Annotated in this window: 22 protein-coding genes, 1 tRNA gene and 1 riboswitch; of the genes, 14 read left to right on the top strand and 9 right to left on the bottom strand. The window is 61.1% G+C overall.

Annotation, left to right across the window (positions count from 1 at the left end; genetic code table 11):
* Positions 1 to 36: 36 nt before the first annotated feature.
* Positions 37 to 1,053 carry a 1-aminocyclopropane-1-carboxylate deaminase gene (locus tag ACZCWR_RS34045; RefSeq protein WP_487306479.1) on the bottom strand — a complete coding sequence of 339 codons (1,017 nt, stop codon included), beginning with the start codon at positions 1,051 to 1,053 and terminating at the stop codon, positions 37 to 39.
* 165 nt (positions 1,054 to 1,218) lie between these two features.
* Between ACZCWR_RS34045 and ACZCWR_RS34040 the strand changes: the two genes are divergently transcribed.
* A complete protein-coding gene (locus ACZCWR_RS34040) occupies positions 1,219 to 1,710 on the top strand; it encodes an Lrp/AsnC family transcriptional regulator (protein ID WP_487306478.1) in 492 nt (163 codons plus the stop codon).
* Positions 1,711 to 1,725: 15 nt separating this feature from the next.
* Here ACZCWR_RS34040 and ACZCWR_RS34035 read toward each other — a convergent pair whose 3' ends face one another.
* Positions 1,726 to 3,468, bottom strand: coding sequence for an IlvD/Edd family dehydratase (locus ACZCWR_RS34035; RefSeq protein WP_487306477.1), 1,743 nt, complete (start codon positions 3,466 to 3,468; stop codon positions 1,726 to 1,728).
* 311 nt (positions 3,469 to 3,779) lie between these two features.
* On the opposite strand from ACZCWR_RS34035, the gene ACZCWR_RS34030 reads away from it, so the two are divergent.
* The 6 genes from ACZCWR_RS34030 to ACZCWR_RS34005 all read left to right on the top strand — a co-directional run bounded on the left by ACZCWR_RS34030 (position 3,780) and on the right by ACZCWR_RS34005 (position 9,241).
* Positions 3,780 to 4,892 carry a substrate-binding domain-containing protein gene (locus tag ACZCWR_RS34030; RefSeq protein WP_487306476.1) on the top strand — a complete coding sequence of 371 codons (1,113 nt, stop codon included), beginning with the start codon at positions 3,780 to 3,782 and terminating at the stop codon, positions 4,890 to 4,892.
* Between the two features lie 7 nt (positions 4,893 to 4,899).
* Entirely contained in the window at positions 4,900 to 5,910 is a 1,011-nt protein-coding gene (locus ACZCWR_RS34025; RefSeq protein ID WP_487306475.1) for an ABC transporter permease, read from the top strand.
* A complete protein-coding gene (locus ACZCWR_RS34020; protein WP_487306474.1) occupies positions 5,907 to 6,713 on the top strand; it encodes an ATP-binding cassette domain-containing protein in 807 nt (268 codons plus the stop codon). Before ACZCWR_RS34025 ends, ACZCWR_RS34020 begins: the two co-directional genes overlap by 4 nt.
* Positions 6,714 to 6,756: 43 nt before the next feature.
* Positions 6,757 to 7,500, top strand: coding sequence for a FadR/GntR family transcriptional regulator (locus tag ACZCWR_RS34015; RefSeq protein ID WP_487306473.1), 744 nt, complete (start codon positions 6,757 to 6,759; stop codon positions 7,498 to 7,500).
* Positions 7,501 to 7,588: 88 nt separating this feature from the next.
* Complete coding sequence (locus ACZCWR_RS34010) at positions 7,589 to 8,365, top strand: hypothetical protein (RefSeq protein ID WP_487306472.1); 777 nt, start codon at positions 7,589 to 7,591, stop codon at positions 8,363 to 8,365.
* Between the two features lie 109 nt (positions 8,366 to 8,474).
* Positions 8,475 to 8,638, top strand: a riboswitch (FMN riboswitch).
* Between the two features lie 105 nt (positions 8,639 to 8,743).
* Positions 8,744 to 9,241, top strand: coding sequence for a 6,7-dimethyl-8-ribityllumazine synthase (locus ACZCWR_RS34005; RefSeq protein ID WP_487306471.1), 498 nt, complete (start codon positions 8,744 to 8,746; stop codon positions 9,239 to 9,241).
* Between the two features lie 37 nt (positions 9,242 to 9,278).
* On the opposite strand, the gene ACZCWR_RS34000 is transcribed toward ACZCWR_RS34005, so the two are convergent.
* The 4 genes from ACZCWR_RS34000 to ACZCWR_RS33985 all read right to left on the bottom strand — a co-directional run bounded on the left by ACZCWR_RS34000 (position 9,279) and on the right by ACZCWR_RS33985 (position 12,327).
* Entirely contained in the window at positions 9,279 to 9,629 is a 351-nt protein-coding gene (locus ACZCWR_RS34000; protein ID WP_487306470.1) for a hypothetical protein, read from the bottom strand.
* A gap of 136 nt (positions 9,630 to 9,765) precedes the next feature.
* Positions 9,766 to 11,100 carry an argininosuccinate synthase gene (gene argG / locus ACZCWR_RS33995; protein WP_487306469.1) on the bottom strand — a complete coding sequence of 445 codons (1,335 nt, stop codon included), beginning with the start codon at positions 11,098 to 11,100 and terminating at the stop codon, positions 9,766 to 9,768.
* Between the two features lie 197 nt (positions 11,101 to 11,297).
* Positions 11,298 to 11,382 (bottom strand) — tRNA-Leu (locus ACZCWR_RS33990).
* A gap of 21 nt (positions 11,383 to 11,403) precedes the next feature.
* Positions 11,404 to 12,327: a LysR family transcriptional regulator gene (locus tag ACZCWR_RS33985; protein ID WP_487306468.1), complete on the bottom strand. Its 924-nt coding sequence runs from the start codon at positions 12,325 to 12,327 to the stop codon at positions 11,404 to 11,406.
* A 105-nt stretch (positions 12,328 to 12,432) separates the two neighbouring features.
* Here ACZCWR_RS33985 and ACZCWR_RS33980 point away from each other — a divergent pair, with 105 nt between their 5' ends.
* Genes ACZCWR_RS33980 through ACZCWR_RS33960 form a run of 5 tightly spaced genes read left to right on the top strand, consistent with a single transcriptional unit; the run spans position 12,433 to position 18,048 of the window.
* Complete coding sequence (locus ACZCWR_RS33980) at positions 12,433 to 13,326, top strand: HpcH/HpaI aldolase/citrate lyase family protein (RefSeq protein ID WP_487306467.1); 894 nt, start codon at positions 12,433 to 12,435, stop codon at positions 13,324 to 13,326.
* A gap of 13 nt (positions 13,327 to 13,339) precedes the next feature.
* A complete protein-coding gene (locus ACZCWR_RS33975) occupies positions 13,340 to 14,530 on the top strand; it encodes a CaiB/BaiF CoA transferase family protein (RefSeq protein ID WP_487306466.1) in 1,191 nt (396 codons plus the stop codon).
* A gap of 27 nt (positions 14,531 to 14,557) precedes the next feature.
* Positions 14,558 to 15,358, top strand: a complete 801-nt coding sequence (locus ACZCWR_RS33970; protein ID WP_487306465.1) for an amidohydrolase family protein — start codon at positions 14,558 to 14,560, stop codon at positions 15,356 to 15,358.
* 27 nt (positions 15,359 to 15,385) lie between these two features.
* Entirely contained in the window at positions 15,386 to 16,741 is a 1,356-nt protein-coding gene (locus ACZCWR_RS33965) for a short-chain fatty acid transporter (RefSeq protein ID WP_487306464.1), read from the top strand.
* Positions 16,738 to 18,048 (top strand): 2-hydroxycarboxylate transporter family protein, encoded by a 1,311-nt coding sequence (locus ACZCWR_RS33960; protein WP_487306463.1) that lies wholly within the window; start codon positions 16,738 to 16,740, stop codon positions 18,046 to 18,048. The genes ACZCWR_RS33965 and ACZCWR_RS33960 overlap by 4 nt, the downstream gene beginning before the upstream one ends.
* Before the next feature lies 1 nt (position 18,049).
* Here the strand turns inward: ACZCWR_RS33960 and ACZCWR_RS33955 are convergent, their stop codons facing one another.
* From ACZCWR_RS33955 to ACZCWR_RS33945, 3 genes are all read right to left on the bottom strand, one after another.
* The gene (locus ACZCWR_RS33955) at positions 18,050 to 18,904 is read right to left on the bottom strand and encodes a class I SAM-dependent methyltransferase (protein WP_487306462.1); all 855 of its coding nucleotides are present in this window, start codon (positions 18,902 to 18,904) and stop codon (positions 18,050 to 18,052) included.
* Positions 18,901 to 20,073, bottom strand: coding sequence for an NYN domain-containing protein (locus ACZCWR_RS33950; protein WP_487306461.1), 1,173 nt, complete (start codon positions 20,071 to 20,073; stop codon positions 18,901 to 18,903). The genes ACZCWR_RS33955 and ACZCWR_RS33950 overlap by 4 nt, the downstream gene beginning before the upstream one ends.
* Before the next feature lie 98 nt (positions 20,074 to 20,171).
* The gene (locus ACZCWR_RS33945) at positions 20,172 to 20,768 is read right to left on the bottom strand and encodes a TetR/AcrR family transcriptional regulator (RefSeq protein WP_487306460.1); all 597 of its coding nucleotides are present in this window, start codon (positions 20,766 to 20,768) and stop codon (positions 20,172 to 20,174) included.
* A gap of 257 nt (positions 20,769 to 21,025) precedes the next feature.
* On the opposite strand from ACZCWR_RS33945, the gene ACZCWR_RS33940 reads away from it, so the two are divergent.
* A complete protein-coding gene (locus ACZCWR_RS33940; RefSeq protein WP_487306459.1) occupies positions 21,026 to 23,398 on the top strand; it encodes a penicillin-binding protein 1A in 2,373 nt (790 codons plus the stop codon).
* Positions 23,399 to 23,710: 312 nt separating this feature from the next.
* Positions 23,711 to 23,893: a CsbD family protein gene (locus ACZCWR_RS33935; protein ID WP_487306458.1), complete on the top strand. Its 183-nt coding sequence runs from the start codon at positions 23,711 to 23,713 to the stop codon at positions 23,891 to 23,893.
* Positions 23,894 to 24,593: the final 700 nt, after the last annotated feature.

Genomic DNA, 24,593 nt, shown 5'->3' with positions numbered 1-24,593 from the left:
TCGCGTGACTGCCCGATTTTAAGAGCCAAATAAAAATCAACCGTTGGCAAAGATCGCGTTATATGCACTCAACGCAGGCGCACCGCCCAAATGCGCATAAAGCACTTTCGATCCTTCTGGAAACTCGCCGTTGCGCACCATCTGAATCATGCCGTCCATTGACTTGCCCTCGTAGACCGGGTCCGTCAACACGCCTTCCAAACGCGCGCAAAGACGAATTGCATCCAGCGTGCTTTCGCTCGGCAAACCATATTCAGGGCCACCGAAACGCGTATCGAGAATCACGTCATTGCGCGTGATGTCCTGCCCCAGTTCCACCAGTTCCGCCGTATGCTTTGCGATTCGCGTGATCTGCTCATGCGTCTGCTCAGGCTTCGCCGATGCATCGATACCGATCACGCGCCGCGCACGCCCATCCGCTGCAAAGCCCACGACCATGCCCGCCTGCGTGCTGCCCGTCACCGAACACACGACGATGTAGTCGAACTTGAAGCCGAGTTCCGCTTCCTGCTGACGCACTTCCTCCGCGAAGCCCACAAAGCCCAACCCGCCCAGCGGATGCTCGGAACACCCCGCTGGCACGGGAAATGGCTTGCCGCCCGAAGCGCGCACGCTGTCCATCGCTTCCTGCCAGCTTTTGCGGATGCCGATATCGAAGCCGTCCGGCACCAGACGTACATCCGCGCCCATCATCCGCGAGAGTTGAATATTGCCTACGCGGTCGTAGGTTTCATCGGAGTAATTGACCCAGTTTTCCTGCACCAGCACGCACTTCATGCCGAGATGCGCGGCCACTGCCGCGACCTGCCGCGTCTGATTCGACTGAATGCCGCCGATGGAAACTAACGTATCGCAGCCCTGCGCAATTGCTTCGGGAATAAGGTATTCGAGCTTGCGCGTCTTGTTGCCGCCGAAGGCCAGCCCGCTGTTGCAGTCCTCGCGCTTGGCGAAGAGTTCGACCTTGCCGCCGAGATGCGTGGAAAGACGCTTGAGCGGCACGATGGGCGACGGCCCGAAAGTCAGCGGATAGCGGGGAAAACGTTGCAGGTTCATGGTTCGGCGTCCTCGTCGGTTTGAGTTGCATTGCGTGGCGGATGAGAAACATCGTAATGAGGAACGCGCGAGACAGGGTTGCGAAATTAATCGTCCAGACCTAATCTGAATAAGCAATTTCTTCGACTTACCCCGATTTATTTTGTCCAAGAGTACTTTTACGCAATGAAAAAAACCACACGCGTTGCCACACCGGCGATGCAAACCGACCGCACGGACCGCGCCATTCTTCGCCAGCTTCAGCGCGATGCATCCATCTCCAATGTCGCGCTTGCCGCCAAGGTCAGCCTGAGCGCGCCCGCCTGTCTGCGACGCGTCGAGCGCTTACGCGAAGCAGGTTTGATCCGCGCAACCGTAGCGCTGCTCGACCCCAAAGCGCTCGATGCGGGCATGCTCGTGCTGATCGGCGTCGTGCTGGATCGCTCGACGCCGGAATCGTTCACCGCATTCGAGAAGGCCGCGCAAAAAGTGCCCGGCTGCATGGAGTGTCACGTGGTCACGGGCGAGTTCGATTTCTTCATGCTGATTCGCACGCGTGACAGCGACAGTTTCAACAAGCTGCACGCCGAGAAGCTGCTTTATCTTCCCGGCGTGAGACAGATACGCACGTTCATCGTGTTGCGTGAGATTCTTTCGACGACGGCGTTTCCGGTGTGACTTCGACGATGAGGTTCAATGCGAATGACGCGGCACATCCGCGCCACGGCAGCCGACCAGAAAGTCGAAATCGCAGCCTTCATCGGCTTGCAGCACATGCTCGACATACAGCTTGCGATAGCCGCTGCGATCCTCCGGAATCTCGGTTTGCGCGGCTTTCCATGCATCGAGCCGCGTGCGGATTTCTTCATCGCTGATATCGATACGCAATACACCGCGTTCGCAATCCAGTTCGATCCAATCGCCCTCCTGAACAATTGCAAGCGGCCCGCCCGCGCGTGCTTCGGGCGCCACGTGCAGCACTACCGTTCCATAAGCGGTGCCGCTCATGCGTGCATCCGACACACGCACCATGTCCGTCACGCCTTGTTCGAGCAGCTTCGGCGGCAAGCCCATGTTGCCCACTTCCGCCATGCCGGGATAACCCTTCGGGCCGCAATTTTTCATCACGAGCACGGAGTCTTTCGTGACATCGAGTTCGGGATCGGCTATGCGCTTCTTGTAGTCATCGAAGTTCTCGAACACGACCGCTTGTCCGCGATGCACGAGCAACGATGCCGTCGCCGCCGAGGGTTTCAGCACCGCGCCGTTCGGCGCGAGATTGCCGCGCAGCACGCACAATCCGCCGTCCTTGACCAAAGGCTTGTCGAGCGGGCGAATCACTTCGTCGTTATAAAGCGGCGCTTCCTTCACGTTGTCCCAGATCGTGTGGCCGTTCGCGGTAAGCGCATCGGGATGAGGAAGCAAGCCCGCTTCACCGAGACGACGCAGCACCGCAGGCAAACCGCCCGCGTAATAAAACTCTTCCATGAGAAAGCGCCCTGACGGTTGCAGATCGACCAGCGTGGGTGTGCCGCGCCCGATGCGCGTCCAGTCATCGAGTTGCAAATCCACGCCGATGCGCCCCGCTATCGCCTTCAGATGAATTGCCGCATTGGTCGATCCACCGATAGCCGCATTCGCGCGAATCGCATTTTCGAAGGCTTCACGCGTAAGCAGTTTCGACAAGCGCAAATCCTCCAGCGCCATCTCCACGATGCGCATGCCCGACAGATGCGCCAGCACATAGCGCCTCGAATCCACCGCCGGAATGGCCGCGTTATGCGGCAGCGAAACCCCAAGTGCTTCGGCCATGCACGCCATGGTGGATGCGGTGCCCATCGTGTTGCACGTGCCGACCGAACGCGACATGCCCGCTTCCGCCGACATGAATTCGTGAATCGAAATCTTGCCCGCCTTCACTTGCTCGCTGAGTTGCCACACGACCGTGCCCGAGCCGATGTCGCGCCCGTGGTGCTTGCCGTTGAGCATCGGGCCACCGGTCACGACGATGGCGGGCACATCGCAGCTTGCCGCGCCCATCAGCAAGGCGGGCGTGGTCTTGTCGCAGCCCGTGAGCAGCACCACGGCATCGACGGGATTGCCGCGAATGGCTTCCTCCACATCCATGCTCGCGAGATTGCGCGTGAACATGGCTGTGGGCCGCAGGTTCGATTCGCCGTTGGAGAACACCGGAAACTCCACCGGAAATCCGCCCGCTTCATACACGCCACGCTTCACATGTTCCGCGATCTTGCGAAAGTGCGAATTGCACGGCGTTAGTTCGGACCACGTATTACAGATTCCGATGATCGGCTTGCCTTCGAACTCGTGATCGGGAATGCCCTGATTCTTCATCCAGCTTCGATACATGAAGCCGTTCTTGTCGGCGGTGCCGAACCACGCAGCCGAGCGGAGCGTGCGTTTGGGCGTTGTCATCGTCTTTTCCAGTCTTTGAGATGTTTAGAAAGGTCCATAAATAGCATGACTATTTGCCTGTCATCCACCGGGAAAACGCTAATCGAAAGCGGCAAAAGGCATGCATATAGTTTGGCTATTCAATTTTCGGGCGCGCAAATAATAAAAACCGAAGTGTGGGAAACCAGTGTTTTCACCGCTTAAAAAACGCCGCGCCGCTCACGCCTTTCAAGTGAAAGCCGCTGCAATCGAATCAACAGGTAGCACCCATTATCTGAACGCGATCGACGAGTCACACACTCGACCAACGAAAGACAAGAACGGAGGAAGACATGGCGCAGAACCGGGATGACGACGCGAAAGACCAGCAGAACACTTCGATCAGCTCAGGCCGTCGCAGCCTGATGCAAGGCGCGGGATTGGGCGCGGCGCTCTCGCTGCTAGGCGGCGTGAGCGGTGCGGGCGGATTGATTTCGACGGCGCAGGCCGCCGAAGCACCGTTCCCGAATCACAAGAAATGGAAGATCGTGTTCGTCAATCACGTGACGACGAATCCTTTCTTTGTGCCCACGCAATACGGCATTCAGGATGCCTGCGCGTTGCTCGGCATGGATTATCAGTGGACGGGTTCGGCCACGTCGGACGCAGGTGAAATGGTGCGCGCGGTGAACTCCGCGATTGCCGGCAAGGCAGATGCCATTGCCGTGCCGATCGTCGATCCCACCGCCTTCGACAAGCCCATTCAGGCCGCGCTCGATGCCGGCATTCCGGTGTTCGCCTATAACGCGGATGCCCCGCGCGGCAAGACCAGTCCGCGTCTCGCGTATATCGGCCAGGACTTGTATCAGTCGGGCTATCAGATGGGCGAGCGCATCGCGGGCATGATCGACAGCGGCATGGTGGCGCTGTTCATCGCGACGCCGGGGCAGTTGAACATTCAGCCGCGTCTGGACGGTGCGAGCGATGCCATCAAGAAGTCCGGCAAGAAGATCGACATTCAGACCGTGGCGACGGGTGCCACCGTCAACGAGGAACTGTCGAAGATCAAGTCGTTCTATCTCGGCCATCAGGACCTGAAAGGCATGTTCGCCGTCGATGCAGGCAGCACGCAAGGCGTCGCGCAAGTGATGAAGGAATCGAACCTCGTATCGAAGGGCGTGCATGGCGGCGGCTTCGATCTGTTGCCGACCACCATTCAGCTCATTCACGAAGGCTTCCTCGATTTCACCATCGATCAGCAGCCGTACGTGCAGGGCTTTTATACGGTGGTGGAAGCGTTCACGTTCCTCGCTTCCGGCGGGCTTGTCGGACCGGCGAACATCAACACGGGTCTGAAGTTCGTCACCAAGTCGACAGTGGAGCCGTATCTCAACACCTCGACGCGTTACGAAGGCAAGACAACCAAGCCGCAGATCGTGCCGATGAACGGCGCGATCAAGTCGTGACCGCGCGATGAACACGGTCAACGAACCCAGCAAGACGCAAACGCCCACGCCACGCGCGCGTGAGCGTGGCGTGCTGCTGTCGCACTGGGCGGCGGAGTTGCGCATCCTGCTCGTGGCGGTGCTGTTGGCCGCCTACTTTCAGATCGTCAATCACGACTTTCTGTTGTCGAATGCGAGTCTCGTCAATCTGTCGCAGTTCATTGCGCCGGTGGCGATCATCGCGTTCGGCGAAATCATGCTGATGATCGGTGGCGACATCGATCTGTCGGCGGGCATGGTGTTCGCCTTCGCGCCGTTCATGATGGTGTTCGCCAACGATGCAGGCGCGCCCATGTGGCTCGCGGTCATCGCGGGTCTGGTGGCGGCGGCGATCATCGGCTTCGTGAACGGCGCGGTGACGGTGTTCCTGCGCCTGCCCTCGTTCGTGACGACGCTGGGGACGTTGTTCCTCATCAACGGCATCACGTTGACGCTTTCGCGCGGCACGCCGGTCGCCGCGCCCGGCTCGCCTGAATTCGCCAACGTGATGGGCGCGTGGGGTTACAGCGAGATCATCTGGACGTTCGGCCTCGCCTTCGTGATGCATGTGCTGTTGCGGCACACGCGCTGGGGCTTGCACACGCAGGCGGCGGGCGCGAATTCGCTCGGCGCGAGCGAGGCGGGCATTCGCGTGAACCGGCTTCGGCTCGGCAACTTCGTGCTGGCCGCGGTGATGGCGGGGCTGACCGGCATTCTCGAAGGCTTTCGCATTACGTCGATCGATCCGCAAGCGGGCGGCAATCAGATCATGTTCCTCGCGGTGGCGGCGGCGGTGATCGGCGGGACGCCGCTCACGGGCGGCTCGGGCACCATCGTGGGCGGGCTGATCGGCGCGGCGGTGCTCGGCATTCTGAACGATGGCTTCACGCTCATCGGCATCAACGCGTTCACGTTCAATATCATTCTCGGAGCCGCGATTCTCGCCGCGATGATCTTCAATATCCACGTCGGGCGTATTCGGCGCAAGGGAGCGCGATGATGGCGGAACCGCAAACAACCCTCGCCGCCGACACCGATGCGAAACTCGCGCTGCGTGGCGACAACATCGTCAAGCGCTTCGGCGCGGTGACGGCGCTGGACGGCGTATCGTTCACGCTCGGCGAGGGCGAGATTCTCGGCGTGCTCGGCGACAACGGCGCGGGCAAGTCCACGCTCGTCAAGATACTCACGGGGTTTCATCAGCAGACCGAAGGCAAGCTGCACGTACACGGCGAGGAAACATTGCTGCGGTCGGTGGATCATGCGCGGTCGCTGGGCATCGAATGCGTGTATCAGGATCTGGCGCTGGCGAATTCGCTGTCGATCTATCACAACATGTTTCTGAACCGCGAGATCGTGCGGCGCGGGCCGTTTCGGCTGGTCGATCACAAGACCATGCGCGAGCGCGCCGCGCAATGTCTCGACGATATCGGCGTGCATGTGCCTTCGGTCGATCTTCCGGTGGAGCGTTTGTCGGGCGGACAGCGGCAGGCCATTGCCGTGGCGCGCGCGGTGAATTCGAACGCGCGCATTCTGCTGCTGGACGAACCGCTCGCCGCGATGGGCGCGCGTGAAGCGGCGCTCATCATCGATCTGATCATGCGGCTGAAGGAGAAAGGCGGGCTGTCGATCATCATGATCATGCACAACTACGCGCAGACGCTGGATATTGCAGACCGCATCATCCTCATGCAGCGTGGCCGCAAGACTTACGAACAGCGCAGCGCAAATACTTCGGTCGCCGAACTGATGGATATCGTGCGGCGCGAATACCGGGCGATGCGCGAAGCCACTGCCCGCTGATTTTTCCTCGAAACGCCCGTCGCGGTGACCTGGCCTGACCGACATGGATTACCGCAACCCGACCGAACGCAAGAGCATGCACGGACGCATCGTGCAGGAACTTGGACGGCAGATCGTTGGCGGCGTGTTTGCGCCGGGCCAGCGTCTGCCCGCCGAGCCGACGCTCTGCGAAACCTATGGCGTGAGCCGCCCCGTGCTGCGCGAAGCGACGCGCGTGCTGGTCGCGAAAGGGCTTGTCGTATCGAAACCGCGCGTAGGCAGCGTGGTGCGCGCGCGCGACGAATGGCACATGCTCGACCCGGACGTGCTCGTGTGGACCGTGAACAATCTGCCCGAAGGCGCGTTCTTTCAATCGCTGATGACGGTGCGGCAGATCATCGAGCCGGCGGCCGCGGCGCTGGCGGCCATCTCCGCGAGCGACGAGGATATCGCGCGGATCGGCGCGGCTTACGCGCGCATGGAGGAAGCGCCGACCGCCGACGCGCTGCTCGAACCGGACCTGGAGTTTCATCGCGCGATCATGGCGGCGACGCACAACGACATGCTGGCGTACATCGGCAATATGCTTTCGTTGGCGCTGTCGGAATCCATTAAGCTGACGAGCCGCCATCCGAACACGCATGCGCTGTCGCTGCCGCGTCATAAGGCGATTTTCACGGCTATCGCGCACCGCGATGCGCTGGCCGCGCGTCAGGCGAGCGTCGTGCAGCTCGATCACGCGCGGGCGGATGCCAAATCCATTCTCGGCGGCTCGGCGCTCGCGCCGGAGCGGCCCACGGCGGACTAAAGTTTTCCGCGCGATCTTCCGTTATCCCGTTGTCGGCACGCTTGCGAACGCGGCGGCCATCGTCATTCACCGATAACGAAGACGCCTCATGAAACTGCTTTCGAAGTTGATGCTGCTCGCCTTGCCCGTCGTGTTCGCCGCTTGCGGCGGTGGTGGCAGCAGCGACAAGACCTGTTCCTCCGACCTCAGCACTTTGCAGAAAACCTGCACGCAGAACGTGTCCACGGCGATTCCCGAAGGCATCTGGTTCGGCTCGGTCAGTTCGAACATGCTGTCGGAGTCCGCACAAACGGTCGTGCTGGAAAACGGTCAGTATTTCACGATCTTCACGCGCGGCGGCTCGCTCGTCTGGCTGATCGAAGGCATCATGACCGCGTCCGCTGGCGCGTTCACCGACTCGACGACGACCGGCTTTACGTCCTCCGGCGCCCTTCGCGGCGGCACGCTGTCCGGCACCTTCGCCACGAAGAGCACGCTCTCCGCGACCACCAGCCTGCTGATCCTGCCCGACACGAACCCCACCAGCTTCAACGGCAACTACAACGCGGCGTATGACACGCCGATCGCTATCGCCGATGTCGCGCACACGTGGACCACCGCGGCGGGCAACACACCGGTGTCGTCGATCACCATCGGCACGGACGGCACGGCGAACGGCACGCAGGGTCTGTGCACGTTCAACGGCAGCTTCAAGCCGCGCGCATCGGGCAAGCATATTCTGGACGGCACGCTGGCGTTCACCGGTTCGATGTGCTCGCTGAACGGCCGTTCGCTGCCGGTCGAAGCAACCACGGTCAACAACCAGCTCACGGTTTTCGGCGTGACCACGCAGCGCGATGCCGCGTTCTTCATGTCGGGCCAATAAGCTTAAAAAGGACAAATACCCGCCGTATCAGTAAGGCGAATTTTGTCGAATGCGCGCATTTCGCAGGATCGTGATACCTTACGACCCGTTCTTATGATTTTGTTTAAGAACATGTTCTCGGGGCGGGGTGCGACTCCCCACCGGCGGTAATCGTCCTTCATCTTTCGATGAAAACGTAGCCCGCGAGCGCTCGCCGCGTTTTATTGCGGCGAGGTCAGCAGACCCGGTTGGATTCCGGGGCCGACGGTATAGTCCGGATGAAAGAGAACAGGACGGCTCGTACGTTTTCCATGTTGGCTCACGTCTTTGCTATCGCGAAGCGTGCGCTGGCGTGAGCGGCTGTCCCTCGCCCTGTTCACACAAAACAGGCTGAAGTCCATGAACATTTCCAATTCGCAAGAAGCACAGGCGGTTTCCGCCGCAGGTTCACCCCGTCCACGCATTGCATTCGTGCAGGCTTGCTGGCATCGAGAAATCGTCGATCGCTGCAGGATCTCGTTCCTCGAATCCATGCAGAAGCTCGGCTATGCGCGCGAGGATATCGATCTTTATGAAGTGCCGGGCGCGTATGAAATTCCGCTGCACGCCAAGCGTCTTGCGCTGAGCGGGCGTTATGCGGGCATCGTCGCGGCGGGGCTGGTGGTCGATGGCGGGATTTATCGGCACGAGTTCGTGGCGCAAGCCGTCATCAGCGGATTGATGCAGGTGCAACTCGAAACCAACACGCCGGTTTTTTCGGCTGTGCTCACGCCGCATCATTTCCACGGCGAAGAGCATGTCGGTTTCTTCAAGGAACACTTTCTGGTGAAGGGCGCGGAAGCGGCGCAGGCCTGTGCGGACACGGTTCGCAAGCTGAGCGCGTTGCCGGTCGCTTAATTACAGTGACGCACGCGGCCATTGCGGCCGCGTTTGCTTACAGATCGCCATCGGCGAGCACGACCGGCTCGATGCCTTCCGCTTCGAGCTTTGCCGCCGCCGATTCGCCGATTTCCCCCGCATGGCGGATGAACAACGCCATCGCGGGCTCCTGCTCGGTCAATGCCGCTTCCGCTTCTTCTTCGGCAACGGTTTCGCGCAAGGCGTCATACGTCACGAGACCGCGATGCGTGCATCCGCTCGCCTCGAATTGAAAATTGATCGCCTCCGAATAGCTGTCGTCCACGACATCGGTGATGCGCGGCGGCTCGTGTCGCGGGCTTCCCGCCGGTGCGTGCTCGTGGAACAGGGTCTTCAGCTTCATGCCCGTAATCGATGCGAGTTTCACGGCTTCCTCCTGCTGAGTTTCCATTGCGTTAATTGTAGCATTCCGCGTGCCGCATCCCTCACACGCAAACGTTTGCGCGTTTGCATCAAAAAAAACGGCCATCGCAAGATGACCGTTCTTCGAAGCGCGGAAAGACTTATTCCTTATCGCCCTTCAACTGCGGCAACGCCGACGATTCGCCCGGCGTCAGCAACCCGACCTGCGAATAAATACGCAGCTTGTCGCGCGTATCCGTGATGTCGAGATTGCGCATGGTCAGTTGACCGATGCGATCGCGCGGCGAGAAAGTCGATTGCACTTTTTCCATCGACAGACGTTCCGGCTGATACGTCAGGTTCGCCGACTTCGTGCTGAGCAGCGAGTAATCGTTGCCGCGACGCAGTTCCAGCGTGACTTCGCCGGTAATCGCGCGCGCCACCCAGCGCTGCGCGGTTTCGCGCAGCATGATGGCCTGCGGATCGAACCAGCGGCCCTGATACAACAAACGCCCCAGACGACGCCCATTCTCGCGATATTGCTCGATGGTGTCCTCGTTATGAATGCCCGTCACGAGCCGTTCATACGCGATGAACAACAGCGCCATGCCCGGCGCTTCATAAATGCCCCGGCTTTTCGCCTCGATGATGCGGTTCTCGATCTGATCGCTCATGCCCAGACCATGACGCCCGCCGATGCGGTTCGCCTCCAGCATGAGTTCGACCGCGTTCGGGAACGTGCGGCCGTTGAGCGCGACCGGCTGGCCTTCCTCGAAACGCACGGTCACTTCTTCGCGGTCCACCTTCACGTCGTCGCGCCAGAACGCCACGCCCATGATCGGGTTCACGATACGAATGCCCGATTCCAGACTTTCCAGATCCTTGGCTTCGTGCGTCGCGCCGAGCAGGTTCGAATCCGTCGAATACGCCTTTTCCGCCGACATCTTGTAGGCGAAGCCCGCCTGGCGCATGAATTCCGACATCTCCGCCCGACCGCCGAGTTCGTCGATGAACAACTGGTCCAGCCACGGCTTGTAGATCTTCAGATCGGGATTGACGAGCAGACCGTAACGATAGAAACGCTCGATGTCGTTGCCCTTGTACGTGCTGCCATCGCCCCAGATGTTCACGCCGTCTTCCTTCATGGCGGAGACGAGCATGGTGCCGGTCACCGCGCGGCCGAGCGGCGTGGTGTTGAAGTACGTATTGCCCGCCGTCGAGACGTGGAACGCACCGCCCTGCAATGCCGCGATGCCTTCCGACACGAGCTGCGCGCGGCAGTCGATCAGGCGCGCGCCTTCGGCGCCATATTCCGTGGCCCGGCGCGGGATGGAATCGTAGTCCTCCTCGTCGGGCTGGCCGAGATTGGCCGTGTAGGCGTAGGGCACCGCGCCTTTCTTGCGCATCCAGTGGAGCGCGGCGCTGGTGTCGAGACCGCCGGAGAACGCGATTCCGACCTTTTGGCCGGTCGGCAGACTTTCGAGAATTGTGCTCATGAGCAGTACCGTCAAATCGACAAAGGGGAAACGATGCAGGATTTCGAAATGCGACTGTCGAGTATCAGCCATGCCCGGCCGGATGACAAGTTCGCCAGATTCGGCCATGGACGGCGTGAAGACCTCGTGCCCTGAGTGCAAACAATGGCTCGATGGCGAACGGGCAAGTATTGACAAGCTGACTGCGGAGAAAACCGTGGTGCCCAGGGCGGGACTCGAACCCGCACGCCGTTAAGCGCTACCCCCTCAAGATAGTGCGTCTACCAATTCCGCCACCTGGGCAGGGGGCCGCCATTGTATCGGCTAGACGGCGGTTTTTGAAGAGGCGGGACGAATTCCGTCGAAGCCTGCGGCGCTTGCGGCAACCGCTTCGTCGGCGCATCGCAGGAGTCCGTGGATGAGCCGTGCGCGCGGCGAGGCGCGTTGCCACACCACGCCGAAGCGGCGCGGTTCGACCGGCACCGGCAGCGGAATATGCACCGTCGCGAGCGCGGCGGTCATCGGCGAGACGATATCCGGCACCAGCGATACGCCGAGTCCGCGATCCACCATCATCGCGATCGGCATGAGCGCGTTGAGTTCGAAAAGCTCGTTCGGCACGATTCGCTGCGCGCGCAAATATTGATCGGCCTGCTTGCCGCCGCCAAGCGACCGGTCATAGCGGATGAACGGTTCGCGCCGCAGCAGTTCATGCGGGTCTTCATGCGCGAGATGCGCGGGCGCGAGCACGACGAGCGGTTCTTCCCGCAGCAAATGCCAGTCATACGCCTTCGGCAGCGCGAAAGCCGGATGCAGGGAAATGGCGACATCGATATCGCCGCGTTGCAGCGTGTCGTAAAGCTCCATGGACGTGCCCGCGCGAATCCGCACCTTCGCACGCGGAAAGGCGCGCGCGAAATTGGCGAGCACATCGGGCAAGAGACTCAGCAACGCCGTCGTGATGCTGCCGATGCGCAGTTCGCCCGCCGCCTCCCCTTCCAGCGCGTGCGCCTTGAGATCGTTGAAATCCGCGACCAGCCCGCGCGCCCGCTCGATCACGCGATGCCCCGCTTCCGTCGGCGTCACGGTGCGCCCGGCGCGCACGAACAGCGTGATGCCGAGTTCGCGCTCCATCGCCTGCATTTGCTGGGCGATGGCCGCAGGCGTCACGCCGACGCGCCGCGCGGCTTCGGCCATCGAACCGGTATCTACGACGAGCAGCAGATTGCCGAGAAAGGCGAGTTCCATTAGATAGACGAGCTTACGTTTGAAGATAGGCGTGAATAGTTTATCTAAAACGTCGGCGTCCGTAGACTGGTTGGCAACAGAAAAAGCCTCACACGAAGGAGACATATGAGAAGCAAGCTCTTCGTTCCCGCGTCGCGGCCGGAGTTGTTCGCGAAGGCCCTCGCGAGCGCCGCCGACGCCCTTTCCTTCGACCTGGAAGATGCCGTCGCGCCCGAGCGCAAGGACGCGGCACGCGCCGAACTCCAGTCCTTTCTCGCCACCGATGCCGCCCGCGCCAGCGATAAAACGCTGATCGTGCGCGTCAATGCGCTCGCCACGCCGCACTTCGCCGCCGATCTCAAAGCCGTCGCGTGCAACGGCGTGTCGCTCGTCAATCTGCCGAAGCCGGAGCATCCCGACGATGTGCGCGCCGCTGTCCACGCGCTGGAAGCCGCCGAACGCGCGAACGGCGTGAGCGCGCCCATCGGGCTGCTGCTGAATATCGAATCGCCGCGCGCGTTGCGAAGGGCGGCAGAACTGGCGGGCGCGCATCCTCGTGTTGCTGGATTGCAGCTTGGGCTCGGCGATCTGTTCGAGCCGCTTGGCATCGCGCGGCGGGAGAAGGCGGCCATCGAACACGCGATGTTCGCCATGCGCGTGGCCGCTGGCGAAGCGAGCGTGTTCGCGTTCGATACCGCGTTCGCCGACATCAAGGACACGGACGGCTTTCGCGCAGAAGCGCAGATGTCGCGCGCGTTCGGCTTCATCGGCAAAAGCTGCATTCACCCGAGCCAGATCGCGATTGCCAACGACGTGTTCCGTCCGTCCGATGACGACATCGCGCATGCGGTGCGCGTGGTGGAAGCGGCGCGCGAGGCGGATCGGCAAGGCATCGGCGCGTATGTCGTGGACGGGAAAATGATCGATCCGCCGTTCATCGAACGCGCGCGCGTGCTGGTGCGGGATGCAGCGCGGCTCGGTCTGCTGTCGGACACGCAGCGCGCCTCGCTCGGAATCTAAAGGGAACGAAATCATGGAACATCAGGCTGAACGCGGCGGTCCGCTGGCAGGCGTGCGCGTGCTCGATCTGAGCGCGTATATCGCCGGGCCTTACGGATGCACGCTGCTCGCGGATCAGGGCGCGGAAGTCATCAAGATCGAGCCGCCTACCGGCGACAATCTGCGCAAATATCCTTCGACACTCGAAGCGGAAAGCCGCGCGTTTCTCGGCGTGAATCGCGGCAAGCGCGGGCTGGTGCTCGATCTGAAGCAAGCGGAAGCGCTCGATGTGCTGCTCACGCTCGTCAAACAGGCGGACGTGCTCGTGCACAACTTCCGGCCGAGCGTGCCGGCGCGTCTGGGTATCGCGTATGAGCAATTGCGCGTGGTCAATCCTCGATTGATTTATTGCGCGGTGACGGGCTACGGCGAAAACGGCCCGAACAAGGACAAGGCCGGTTACGACCAGGTTCTGCAAACCATGACCGGCATGTGCACGCTGCAAGGCCCGAAAGATGGCACGCCGGAAGTGCTTTACGGTTCCGTCGTCGATTACTACGCGGCGGCGCTGGTGGCGTCGGGCGTGGCGTCGGCGTTGTTCGCGCGCGAGAAGTCGGGCGAAGGGCAGTATGTCGGCGTGTCGCTGTTGCGCAGCGCGCTCACCATGCAGTCGGCGCGTCTCATCTGGGCCGACGACGAACCCAAGGACGTTGGCCGCGACATGCGTTCGGGCGGCATCACCGGCATTCATCCGACGCGCGAAGGGTATCTGTATTTGTCCGCGAACACGCCGCATTTCTGGAAGTCCTTGTGCGAACTCACCGGGCTCGATGCGCTCGCCACCGACGAACGCTACGACAGCGTGCGCAAACGCGCGATTCATCGCGATGAGATCGTGCCGCAACTTCACGCGGCGCTCGCGAAGAAAAGCGCGCTGGAGTGGGAAGCGCTGTTCGGCGATGCCGTGCCTTGCGCGGCGGCACGCAGCATCGAAGATATGTTCGACGATCCGCAAGTGCAGGCCGAAGACATGGTGGCGCATTTCGATTATCCGGGCGTGGGCGGCTATCGCGGCTTCAAGCATCCGGTGCGGTTCGGCGCGACGCCGCTGCCCGAGCCGTTCGCCGCGCCCGCGTTCGGTGAGCATAGCGATGTGTTGCTGCGCGAAGCGGGCTTGAGTGATGCGGACATCGAAGCATTACGCGCGAAGCGTGCTGTGCTTTGAGCACATATAAAACGGAGACACGTCACGATGAAAACGCCCGCGCATGCGTGCGATTCGCACATTCATATCTTCAACGACAACAATCAGGCTAATGTGGCAGCGTACCGTCGCGTGCAGGCGCGCATCGGCACGGAGCGCGTGGTGATCGTGACGCCGCGCGTGTACGGCACCGATAACGCCGTGACCGTCGATGCGATTCGTCAGCTTGGTATCGACAATGCGCGCGGCATCGCGGTGCTTCATCCCGATGTTACGGATGCCGAACTTTCCGCGCTGCACGAAGGTGGTATTCGCGGAATCCGCTTCACGCTTTATACAGCTAAGAACGCTGCGGTCGGCTTCGAGATGGTCGAACCACTCGCCGCGCGCGTGGCCGAACTCGGTTGGCATGTGCAACTGCACTGGTCGGCGGATCAGATCGTCGAACATCGGGCGATGCTCGCGCGCCTGCCCGCCACGATGGTTTTCGATCATCGCGCGCGCTTGCCGGTGAGCATCGACACGAAGCACGAGGCGTTCGGCATCGTGCGCGGTCTCGTCGATGCGAATCGCGCGTGGATCAAGCTGTCCGGCCCGTATCTGGATTCGGCGCAAGGTCTCGACGAACGCTACGCCGACATCAAGCCGATGGCCCAGGCATGGGTCGATGCCGTGCCCGAGCGGCTCGTCTGGGGCGGCGACTGGCCGCACGTCACCGAAACGCACAAGCCCGACGACGCGATGCTGCTCGACCTGCTCGCCGACTGGACCCGCCACGACGAGGCGACATTCAAGCGCATTCTGGTTACGAACCCCGCCGCGCTCTACGGCTTCACGACGCAAGAATAAAAACGCGCCTTCAGGAAGGAGACACCCATGAAAACCACCGACGCGCGCAAGACGCATTTCACCGAAGCCACCATTCGTCTGTTCGAGCGCACGATTCCCGACCCTTTCGTGCTGGCAATTCTGATTACCGCGATTGTCGCCGTGCTCGCCGCGATCTTCGGCCCGCACGCGACGTTGCCGCGCATGATCGCGGGCTGGTACAAGGGCTTTTTCGACATCTTCACGTTCGCGTTTCAGATCACGCTGGTGCTCGTCACCGGTCATGCGTTCGCGCATGCGCCGCCCGTGCAACGGTTCTTGCGCGCGATCGTTTCCATCGCGCGCACGCCCGCGCAGGCGGCGGCGTTGACCTTTGTGCTGGTCGCGCTGACATCGTTCTTCAACTGGGGCATGGGGCTGGTCGTCGCGGCCCTGCTGGCGCGTGAAGTCGCCAAGCGCATGCGCGTGGATTTCGCGTGGATCGTCGCGGCGGGGTTTTCGGGCTGGGTCGTGTGGGCGAGCGGCATTTCGAGTTCCATCGCGCTGGCGCAATCGACGCCGGGCAGTTCGATGAACGTCGTGCAGAAGCTAACGGGCGCGGTGCTGCCTTTCAGCGAGACCGTGTTCACGCGCTTCAATCTCGTGCCGACGCTGGTGATGCTCGTCGCCATGCCTTTCGTGCTGGCGTGGCTCAAGCCGGACGATCGCGATGCCGTTGTGCTCGATACCGCGAAGCATCCCGACGAACCCATCCGCAAAAGGCCCGAAGGCAAGCTGAGTTTCGCGCGCTGGATCGAGCATTCGTGGATCGGCTCGGCGTTCATCGGCGTGACGGGGATTGCGCTGGTCATCATCGCGCAGTCTCAGCATGTGGCGTTCACGGGCGTCAACGCGGTGATCTTCGTGATGTTCATCGCAGGCGTGATTCTGCATGGCTATCCGCTCGCCTACGCGGATGCCGTCAAGAACGCCGCGAAGCAAACCGGCTCGATGATGCTTCAATACCCGCTCTACGGCGGCATCATGGGCACGATGGATGCAACCGGATTGCCGGATGTCATCGCGCATTTCTTCATCACGATCTCGAATGCGCACACGCTGCCGTTCTGGAGTTACGTGTGCTCGTTGATCGTCACGTTCTTCATTCCGAGCGGTGGCGGACATTGGGCCGTGCAAGGTCCGTTCGTGGTTCCCGCAGCGGTCGCGCTGCATGCGTCCGTGCCTGCAACGACGATGGCCGTCGCGATGGGCGAACAAGTCTCCAACATGATGCAACCGTTCTGGGCCGCGCCGGTGGTCGCCATGGCAGGCGTCGGCGTGCAACGCGTGCTCGGCTTCACGGTGATGACGTGCGCGCTCGGCCTCGTGGTGTACGGCGTTTCTCTTCTGCTGCTCGTGCCATGAAGATGGACGCGGGTTTCAAGGAACGCTGGTGGCGCGTGTTCGATGTGCGCATCGGCGCGTTGCCGTTGCCGGTCTATGTGGTGCTGATCGCCGTGCTCGCCGCGATGACGCTGCATGGCAAGCTCGCAAGCGACTTGCCGACCGGCATCGCGCTCGTCACGGTGGGCGGCTTCACGTGCGCGGAACTGGCGAAGCGCATTCCGTGGATACGCCACATCGGCGCGACCTCGATTTTCGCGGCCTTCATTCCGTCGATGCTGATCTACTACAAGATCATGCCGGAGCCGATCACCAAGGCCGTGACCGCGTTCACGAAGCAATCGAACTTTCTGTATCTGTTCATCGCGGCGATCATTGTCGGAAGCGTGTTGAGCATGGACCGGCAGACGCTGGTCAAGGGCTTCGTGCGTATCTTCATTCCGGTGGCGAGCGGGTCGGTCGCGGCGGCCATCGTTGGAACGGCGGTTGGCACGGCGCTTGGAATGGACGCGAAGCACGCGCTGTTTCTCGTGGTGGTGCCGATCATGGCGGGCGGTGTCGGCGAAGGCGCGTTGCCGCTGTCGGCGGGTTATGCGCAGATTCTCGGCGTCGAGCAAGGGCCGTTGTTCGCGCAAGTGCTGTCCGCCGTGATGCTCGGCAATATCGCGGCGATCTGCTGCGCGGGGCTGCTCAACACGCTCGGCACGCGGCGTCCGGCGCTGACTGGCAACGGGCGGCTCACTATCGACAACACGAACGATGACGTTGCACACACGAAAGAAACTTCGTTCGAATTCGATGTTAGTTCGGTCGCGGCGGCAGGCGCAACGGCAATCGCTTTGTATCTGCTCGGCGTACTAAGTAATCAGTTTTTCGGCTGGCCTGCGCCGGTCGTGATGCTCGTGCTCGTCGTCGCGGCGCAGTTCTTTCAGGTGGTGTCGCCGCGCGTGCGTGGAGGCGCGCGCTTCATGTATGGCTTCTTCTCTACCGCCGTCACGTATCCGCTCATGTTCGCCATCAGCGTGGCGATGACGCCGTGGGGCGAGATCGTCATCGCGTTTCACTGGGTCAATATCGTGACGGCTGTTTCGACGGTGCTCACGCTCGTGGTCACGGGCTTTTTCGTCGCGCGTTGGACGGGCATGTATCCGGTCGAAGCGGCCATCGTCAACGCGACGCACAGCGGATTGGGCGGCACCGGCGACGTGGCCATTCTCACCGCCGCGAATCGCATGGAATTGATGCCGTTCGCGCAGATTGCCACGCGCATCGGCGGTGCGATCACGGTGATGATCGCGCTCGCGGCGTTCGCGTGGCTGCGCTCTTAGTTCAGGTCGTCGCGATCAGCAGTTCTTCGGCGTTGCGCGGCGGGCGCAGGCCATCGGTTCTGGCTGAGAAATAGCGTTGCGTGAGGTCGTCTGCTGATACGTGCTGCACGGATTTGAAGCCTTCGTTCAGCGCCATCGATTGAATCTGTTCCGGCGTGAAGAAGCTGAGAAACGGCGTGCCGCTCGCGCGTGCGCCCTTCTCCGCCATTTCGAGTCCGGGACGCACTTCGGCATCGGCCATGTCCACCGGCAACAGAAAGGTCATGACGAGCATCGATCCGGCGGCAAGTCCCGCGACTTCGCGCAGCGCCGCTGCGTTCGCATCACGCGTGAGATACATGCTGACGCCGGTCGATACGACGATCGCCGGGCGGCTGCGATCGAAACCGCGTTCGATCAGCTTGTCGAGCCACCGCTCGCCCGCTTCGAAATCCACCGGCACGAAGCGCAGCCAGTCCGGCACGCCGAAACCCAGCTCGATCAAACGCTGACGCTTCCATTCCTGCGGCGCGGGTTGATCGACTTCGAACACGGTCAACCGCGATCCGATATCCGCCCTGCGTTGCGCGAAGCTATCCAAGCCTGCACCGAGAATCACATATTGCGCGATGCCCGCGCTCATCTGCTCGATCACGATGTCTTCGATATACCGCGCACGCGCCACGATGGACGCGCGAAATGGCCGCGTAAATTGCGGGTCCATGTCGCCGCGATGCGGCCAGTCATCGCCCGGCGCGAGCAGTTGCAGGCCGATGCGGTCATCGAGCACGAGCGGCGGTGCATCGACTTCGGCATGCAGCGCACGCCATAGCGCGACGCGCGCGGCGGTGCTTTCGGGCGACGGCGTGTTGATCATTGCGCTTCGGTTTTTGCTGCGGTCTTGCGAGCACGCGGCGAACGCGATGTGGATTTGCGCGCGGGGCGTGGGGGTTTTGCTTCGACTGGCGGCTGCGTCTCTTGCGGCATCTCTGCAGGCAACGCAAATTCAAGCGATGTTTGCGGCACTTCCACCGGTGCTTTCTTTGCAGCGGTTTTGCGTCCGCCACGGCGCGGGGTTTTCGCCTTCGCAGGCTTGGCTTCGGCTTCCGTTTCGACTTCCACGGCTTCGTGCGTTTGAGCTTCTTGCGGCAGCGTGATGACCGGCTCCGGCGCGGATTCACGGCGGCGTTCATCCACCACGGTTTCCGTCGTCATCGACGAACCCACGCGGAACACGAACGCGCCGTTTTTATCATCGCGGCCCACGCCGAGCAAACCGCGCGACTGCGCTTCATCGAGCAAATTGCCGAACGCGCGAAAACCGTAATGCGCCTCGCTGAAACCCGGCTTGCGACGCTTGATCGCGCTCTTCAACACCGATGCAAAGATCTTGCCGCTCTCGCCGCGTTCTTCGACAAGCGCTTCGAACGTCTCGACCGCAATCGCGATGGCGTTCGACTTGCGCCCTTCCCGTCCATCGCGCGCTTCCGCGTCTTGCTTCGGCTGCTTGTCGCCGTTCGGCGCGCGCTTGGTCTCGCGCACTTCGCGACGCGCGGTTTCGCGCTGCAACTCGCGCACGAGATCATCGTAGAAGATGAATTCGTCGCAATTGGCAACCAGCAGATCGGAGGTCGAGTGCTTCACGCCCACGCCAATCACTTTCTTGGCGTTCTCGCGCAGCTTGGAAACAAGTGGAGAAAAATCAGAGTCGCCACTGATGATGACGAACGTATCCACATGCGACTTGGTATAGCAGAGATCGAGCGCATCCACGACAAGGCGAATATCCGCCGAGTTCTTGCCGGACTGGCGCACGTGCGGAATCTCGATCATCTCGAAGCTCGCTTCGTGCATCGCGGCCTTGAAGCTCTTATAACGATCCCAGTCGCAATAGGCTTTCTTGACGACGATGCTTCCCTTCAGCAGCAACCGTTCGAGCACGGGACGAATATCGAACTTCTCGAACTTCGTTTCGCGAACGCCGAGGGCGACATTCTCGAAGTCGCAAAAGAGCGCCATGTTGACGCTGTCCTGTATTGCGGGCATTCACTTCTCCAGATAAGACGGCACATTTAAGTATGCGCCATCATATCCGGTCGCGTGAGCGCGGGATGTCACGCGATGTCGTGCGCTGTGGTGATGCGTCAGACGACTTCGCCGTTTGCCTGCTTCGCAATGCTGTTCAACGCCGCGTTGAGCATTTGCTTCGATGCCCGCGCATTCGTCGATGCACACGCACGCGCGAGCACGACGCCGCCCACCAGCATGGCAAGCGTGCTCATGGCGCGCTCGCGGCTTGCAGCGGCGTTCGCAGACGTGTCGGCGAAGCGTTCCGCGAACAGCTTCACGAACGCCTCGATGCCCTGCGTCATGGACTGTGCGACGGGGCCTTCCTTGCGTGCGGCATCGGCCGCGAGCGCGGCGATGGGACAGCCGGTAGCCGGTGTATCGCGATGACGCTCGGAAAGGTAGTGTTTGAAGAACGCGGCAAGGGCGCGCTCGTCGCCGGGCTCGATAACCCGAACGAGGTCGAGCGCGCCTTCGAACGCCTGATCGCACGCCTCGGCGGAGAAATGATCTTTCGACTCGAAGTGGCCGTACAGGCTGCCGTGCGTGAGGCCTGCTTCACGCGCGATCTGCGCCACACCGACACCATCGAAACCGAATTCGCGATACATGCGCGAGGCCGCATCGAGCAGCGCATCGCGATTCTGCCCAGCCTGTTCTTTAGATACCTTCATGATCTCTCGGAATTGGATGCCCCGGCTTTGTGCCGGAGACGAATAATGTTTGATCCGAGTATACCGGTTGTAGCCAGGCTGAGCAGGCCGCCGCGCTTAATTCGCGATCCGAATTATTATTAACTTGTTTTTATTTTTGTTGCCGGCATATTCGTTATGGCCGCAATAAAAAGCGCCATGTTTTTGTCTTGGGTTCGGGCGCGATCGATCGTGCAAAAGGCATCGAAAATAAAGGCTCGTTAAAAACATGCGCTACGATGCAGGCTTTCCCGATCAGGCCTCGCCGTTTCGCTGTGAATGCGTCCGAATACAAGGCTTTTGCCGAGAAACTGACCGCCCGCGTCGCCGCATGGCTGCGTCCCCACGCGAGACGGCGCACGCTTCTGGTGCTGCCCGCGCTCTTCGTGCTGTATGTGTTGCTGCTGATTCCTTTCACGCCCGGCATCCGCGACATTCGTCGTGCAAAGGTCGATCAGCCTGCGCAAATCTATTCGGCCGATGGCAAATTGCTCGCCGAATTCCGGCCGACGCACCGCGAATGGGTGAGCCTCAGGCAGATTTCGCCACAGGTCATCGATGCGCTCATCGCAACCGAGGACCGGCGTTTTTACGAGCATCACGGCATCGATTGGAAACGCACGGCGTCGGCGGCGCTGCATACGTTTTCAGGGCAGCGGCAAGGCGGTTCCACGCTCACGCAGCAACTCGCGCGCAATCTTTATCCGGAAGAAATTGGCCGCTCGCAAACGCTCACGCGCAAGCTGCGTGAAGCGATCACCGCGTTCAAGATCGAAGCGCTCTATTCGAAGAACGAGATCCTCGAAACTTATCTAAATACGGTGCCGTTTCTATATAACGCGTACGGCATTGAAATGGCTGCGCGAACGTACTTCGATAAGTCGGCGGGCGAACTGGATGTGCTGGAAAGCGCGACGCTCATCGGCATGTTGAAGGGAAACAGCTATTACAACCCGGTGATCAATCCCGAGCGCGCGCTGGACCGGCGCAATATCGTGCTCGGGCAGATGGTGAAGTTCGGGCATCTCGCGCCCGCGAAACTCGACGCGTTGCAGAAGCGGCCCTTGCGCATCGACTTCGAGCGGCAGGAAGATGAACCGGGACGCGCGCCGCATTTTGCGCAGCAGTTGCGCAAGTGGCTGATTGCATGGGCGGACGATAACGACTTCAACATCTATTCCGATGGTCTCGTGGTGCGCACGACCATCGATTCGCGGCTTCAGTCGATGGCCACGCAAGCGCTTACGTTACAGGGCAATCAGATGCAGTCGATTGCGAGCGCGGCATGGGGCGGGCGCGGCGGGTGTGCATCGGCCAATCCCGATCTCACGCATACGTTCATGCGCGAGACGAACGAATATCGCACGGCGCGTCAGCACGGCGCGAACGATGCCGATGCACTGAAGCAACTCGCCGCGGATCGCGTTTTCATGCAGACCTTGTGCGAAAGCAAGACGCGCGTGCAGGCAGGCTTCGTCGCGCTCGATCCGCGCAACGGGCAGATCAAGGCATGGGTCGGCAGCCGCGATTTCATGCAGGACCCGTTCGATCACGTTCAGCAGGCGCGCCGTCAACCTGGCTCGACCTTCAAGCCGTTTGTTTATGGCGCGGCTTTCGAGCATGGCGCGCAGCCATCGGACACGTTCATCGATCAGGCGGTAGAGATTCCGATCAAAGGTGAAGAGGTCTGGCGTCCCACCGACGATTCGCCGCCCAGCGGCCGCGCGGTCAGCCTGCGCGACGGCCTCGCGTATTCGAAGAACCGCATCACCGCGCAATTGATGCAGACGGTCGGACCCGCGCGCGTGGCCCGTCTGGCGCGTGAGATGGGCGTGCGTGAGAGTCATCTCGATGCGGTGCCGTCGCTTGCGCTCGGCACGAGCCCTGTCACGCTCAAGGAGATGGTGTCGGCTTACGGCACCATCGCCAATGATGGAAGTTATCTGGAGCCGCTGCTGGTCACGCGGATCGAGAACAAGGACGGCGATGTGCTCGCGCAGTTTGAGAGTCAGCCTGAGCGGGCGCTGTCGGTCGGCGCCACGCGCAAGCTAGTGGATGTGATGCGCGATGTCATCAATCGCGGCACCGGCACGGCGATCCGCACGCGGTTTGGCATACGCGGCGATGTCGCGGGCAAGACGGGCACGACGCAGGACAATGCGGACGGTTGGTTCATCCTCATGCATCCGCAACTGGTGGCGGGCGCGTGGGTGGGCTTCAACGACAGCCGCGTCACGCTGCGCAGCGACTACTGGGGACAAGGGGCGCACAGCGCGCTGCCGATGGTGGGCGACTTCGTGCAGCGTTCGTTGCGTGCGCATCTGATCGATGCACGTGCGCGGTTCGACACGCACGAGGAGCCGGGAACGTGGCAGGCGTGGTTTGCGCACTTCAAAGCATGGGTGGCGGAGACATTCTCCAAGGCACCAAAGCCCAGCGCGGCAAAGCAAACGGTGATGCAGAAGCCTGTGCATCCCAAGCGCGCGCGTGTGGAACCGGCGGCGGAGGTTACGGAGGACGTGCCGCCTCAACCGCCCGTGTTCACGACGATGCCGCCGATTCTTTTGGCGCCATCGGGGGCTTCCGCTGCGCTGGCGGCATCAGAGCCGTGATTTGGGTTTTGGGGATGGCGGCGGTTTTTTATTCGGATGCCGAATTAAATTGGGAATCTTGATGACTTTTTGGGACAGGATGCTCAATCTCGATCGAGGATCACCTAATGAAGACGGGACGCGGCTACCTTGAAAAAAAATTCTCAGTAAGCGTTTACTAGTCATTCGCTTCTTCTGCGGTTCGCGATAACTGAATTTGCGCTTTCTTGTCTTTCGCCATTTGATCGGCGAGTTCGGATGGCTAGGCCCGTGTTTTGCTCCTACACCTTCCGTTGGGACAGCCGTCCCACGCAACCGAACGGGAGGATCACCATGAACAAGGATCAAGTTAAGGGTACCGCCGAAAAGGTGAAGGGCAAGGCCAATGAGGTCGTTGGCAAGGCCACCGGCGACACGGCCCAGCAAGTGAAGGGACAAGTCCAGCAAGGCGCTGGCGAAGCCCGTAAGCAGTGGGGCGATGCGAAGGAAGAAGTGAAAAAGGACAACCAGCGGTAATTGTTCTCACCCATAAAGACAAAAGCGCCAATATGGCGCTTTTGTCTTTTATACATTCTTATCATTGGGATTGGTAGATATTACAAAACAGTGGTTTTAGTCCGGTGGTGCATCGCGTCGCTTTTTAGCAGTGGGCTCGAACGTCCGCAAATTTGTTCGTTGTGTATGAAATGCCGGGCTTGCCGGCATCGCTTGTATGTGTTGCGCATACGCCGGAGCGTCGGCACGCAACCCAGTGGACGAAGTCACGTTCACTTTTCACTGCAGCACCTCGTCAGTTTGAGTTTGCAAGCGCAGACCAATCCGAGCCTCGGCCGCTCGACTGACCGATGACCTTGCGCGGCAAAGCCAGATTTCTTGTTTTTACGTAAGACGCGCAGGATGACTTCGGCGAGCGTTGATGTTTGCATTGGCAAGCAGGGGGCTTCCCGGCTCGCAGTGTTCAGTTCGTATGCGCCTAAGCGTTGTACTGACAGAGCTACCGCAAAATTTCTGCGTTCCATAGGGCGGGTCCGTTTCGCCACCTCTCGTTTTAAGCTCGTACGATTTGCGCGGGCGCTGGTAAGCGCAGCGGAACGCGTGCAGAGTGGTCGTTGGGGTGGAAGCGATCCGTCCACCGTCTTCCTGCGCGACAAGTTGACCACTGTCGCCGCAATCCAACGTTTCATGAGCCAAGATAGCAACGCGGCTCAAGATTTCG

Source organism: Caballeronia sp. A2-2 (assembly GCF_057612605.2).
Note: the sequence above shows the minus strand (reverse complement) of the source record. Positions and strands in the feature narration are given on the sequence as shown.

Excerpts from the sequence above, each read along its gene's own strand:
- ACZCWR_RS33935 (WP_487306458.1), top strand. The coding sequence starts at position 23,711 with ATGAACAAGGATCAAGTTAAGGGTACCGCCGAAAAGGTGAAGGGCAAG.
- ACZCWR_RS34025 (WP_487306475.1), top strand. The coding sequence starts at position 4,900 with ATGAACACGGTCAACGAACCCAGCAAGACGCAAACGCCCACGCCACGC.
- ACZCWR_RS33955 (WP_487306462.1), bottom strand. The coding sequence starts at position 18,904 with ATGATCAACACGCCGTCGCCCGAAAGCACCGCCGCGCGCGTCGCGCTA.
- ACZCWR_RS34045 (WP_487306479.1), bottom strand. The coding sequence starts at position 1,053 with ATGAACCTGCAACGTTTTCCCCGCTATCCGCTGACTTTCGGGCCGTCG.
- ACZCWR_RS33945 (WP_487306460.1), bottom strand. The coding sequence starts at position 20,768 with ATGAAGGTATCTAAAGAACAGGCTGGGCAGAATCGCGATGCGCTGCTC.
- ACZCWR_RS33985 (WP_487306468.1), bottom strand. The coding sequence starts at position 12,327 with ATGGAACTCGCCTTTCTCGGCAATCTGCTGCTCGTCGTAGATACCGGT.
- ACZCWR_RS33940 (WP_487306459.1), top strand. The coding sequence starts at position 21,026 with ATGCAGGCTTTCCCGATCAGGCCTCGCCGTTTCGCTGTGAATGCGTCC.
- ACZCWR_RS34040 (WP_487306478.1), top strand. The coding sequence starts at position 1,219 with ATGAAAAAAACCACACGCGTTGCCACACCGGCGATGCAAACCGACCGC.
- ACZCWR_RS33950 (WP_487306461.1), bottom strand. The coding sequence starts at position 20,073 with ATGCCCGCAATACAGGACAGCGTCAACATGGCGCTCTTTTGCGACTTC.
- ACZCWR_RS33980 (WP_487306467.1), top strand. The coding sequence starts at position 12,433 with ATGAGAAGCAAGCTCTTCGTTCCCGCGTCGCGGCCGGAGTTGTTCGCG.
- ACZCWR_RS33965 (WP_487306464.1), top strand. The coding sequence starts at position 15,386 with ATGAAAACCACCGACGCGCGCAAGACGCATTTCACCGAAGCCACCATT.
- ACZCWR_RS34010 (WP_487306472.1), top strand. The coding sequence starts at position 7,589 with ATGAAACTGCTTTCGAAGTTGATGCTGCTCGCCTTGCCCGTCGTGTTC.
- argG (WP_487306469.1), bottom strand. The coding sequence starts at position 11,100 with ATGAGCACAATTCTCGAAAGTCTGCCGACCGGCCAAAAGGTCGGAATC.
- ACZCWR_RS34015 (WP_487306473.1), top strand. The coding sequence starts at position 6,757 with ATGGATTACCGCAACCCGACCGAACGCAAGAGCATGCACGGACGCATC.
- ACZCWR_RS33970 (WP_487306465.1), top strand. The coding sequence starts at position 14,558 with ATGAAAACGCCCGCGCATGCGTGCGATTCGCACATTCATATCTTCAAC.
- ACZCWR_RS34035 (WP_487306477.1), bottom strand. The coding sequence starts at position 3,468 with ATGACAACGCCCAAACGCACGCTCCGCTCGGCTGCGTGGTTCGGCACC.
- ACZCWR_RS33975 (WP_487306466.1), top strand. The coding sequence starts at position 13,340 with ATGGAACATCAGGCTGAACGCGGCGGTCCGCTGGCAGGCGTGCGCGTG.
- ACZCWR_RS34020 (WP_487306474.1), top strand. The coding sequence starts at position 5,907 with ATGATGGCGGAACCGCAAACAACCCTCGCCGCCGACACCGATGCGAAA.
- ACZCWR_RS34030 (WP_487306476.1), top strand. The coding sequence starts at position 3,780 with ATGGCGCAGAACCGGGATGACGACGCGAAAGACCAGCAGAACACTTCG.
- ACZCWR_RS34005 (WP_487306471.1), top strand. The coding sequence starts at position 8,744 with ATGAACATTTCCAATTCGCAAGAAGCACAGGCGGTTTCCGCCGCAGGT.
- ACZCWR_RS33960 (WP_487306463.1), top strand. The coding sequence starts at position 16,738 with ATGAAGATGGACGCGGGTTTCAAGGAACGCTGGTGGCGCGTGTTCGAT.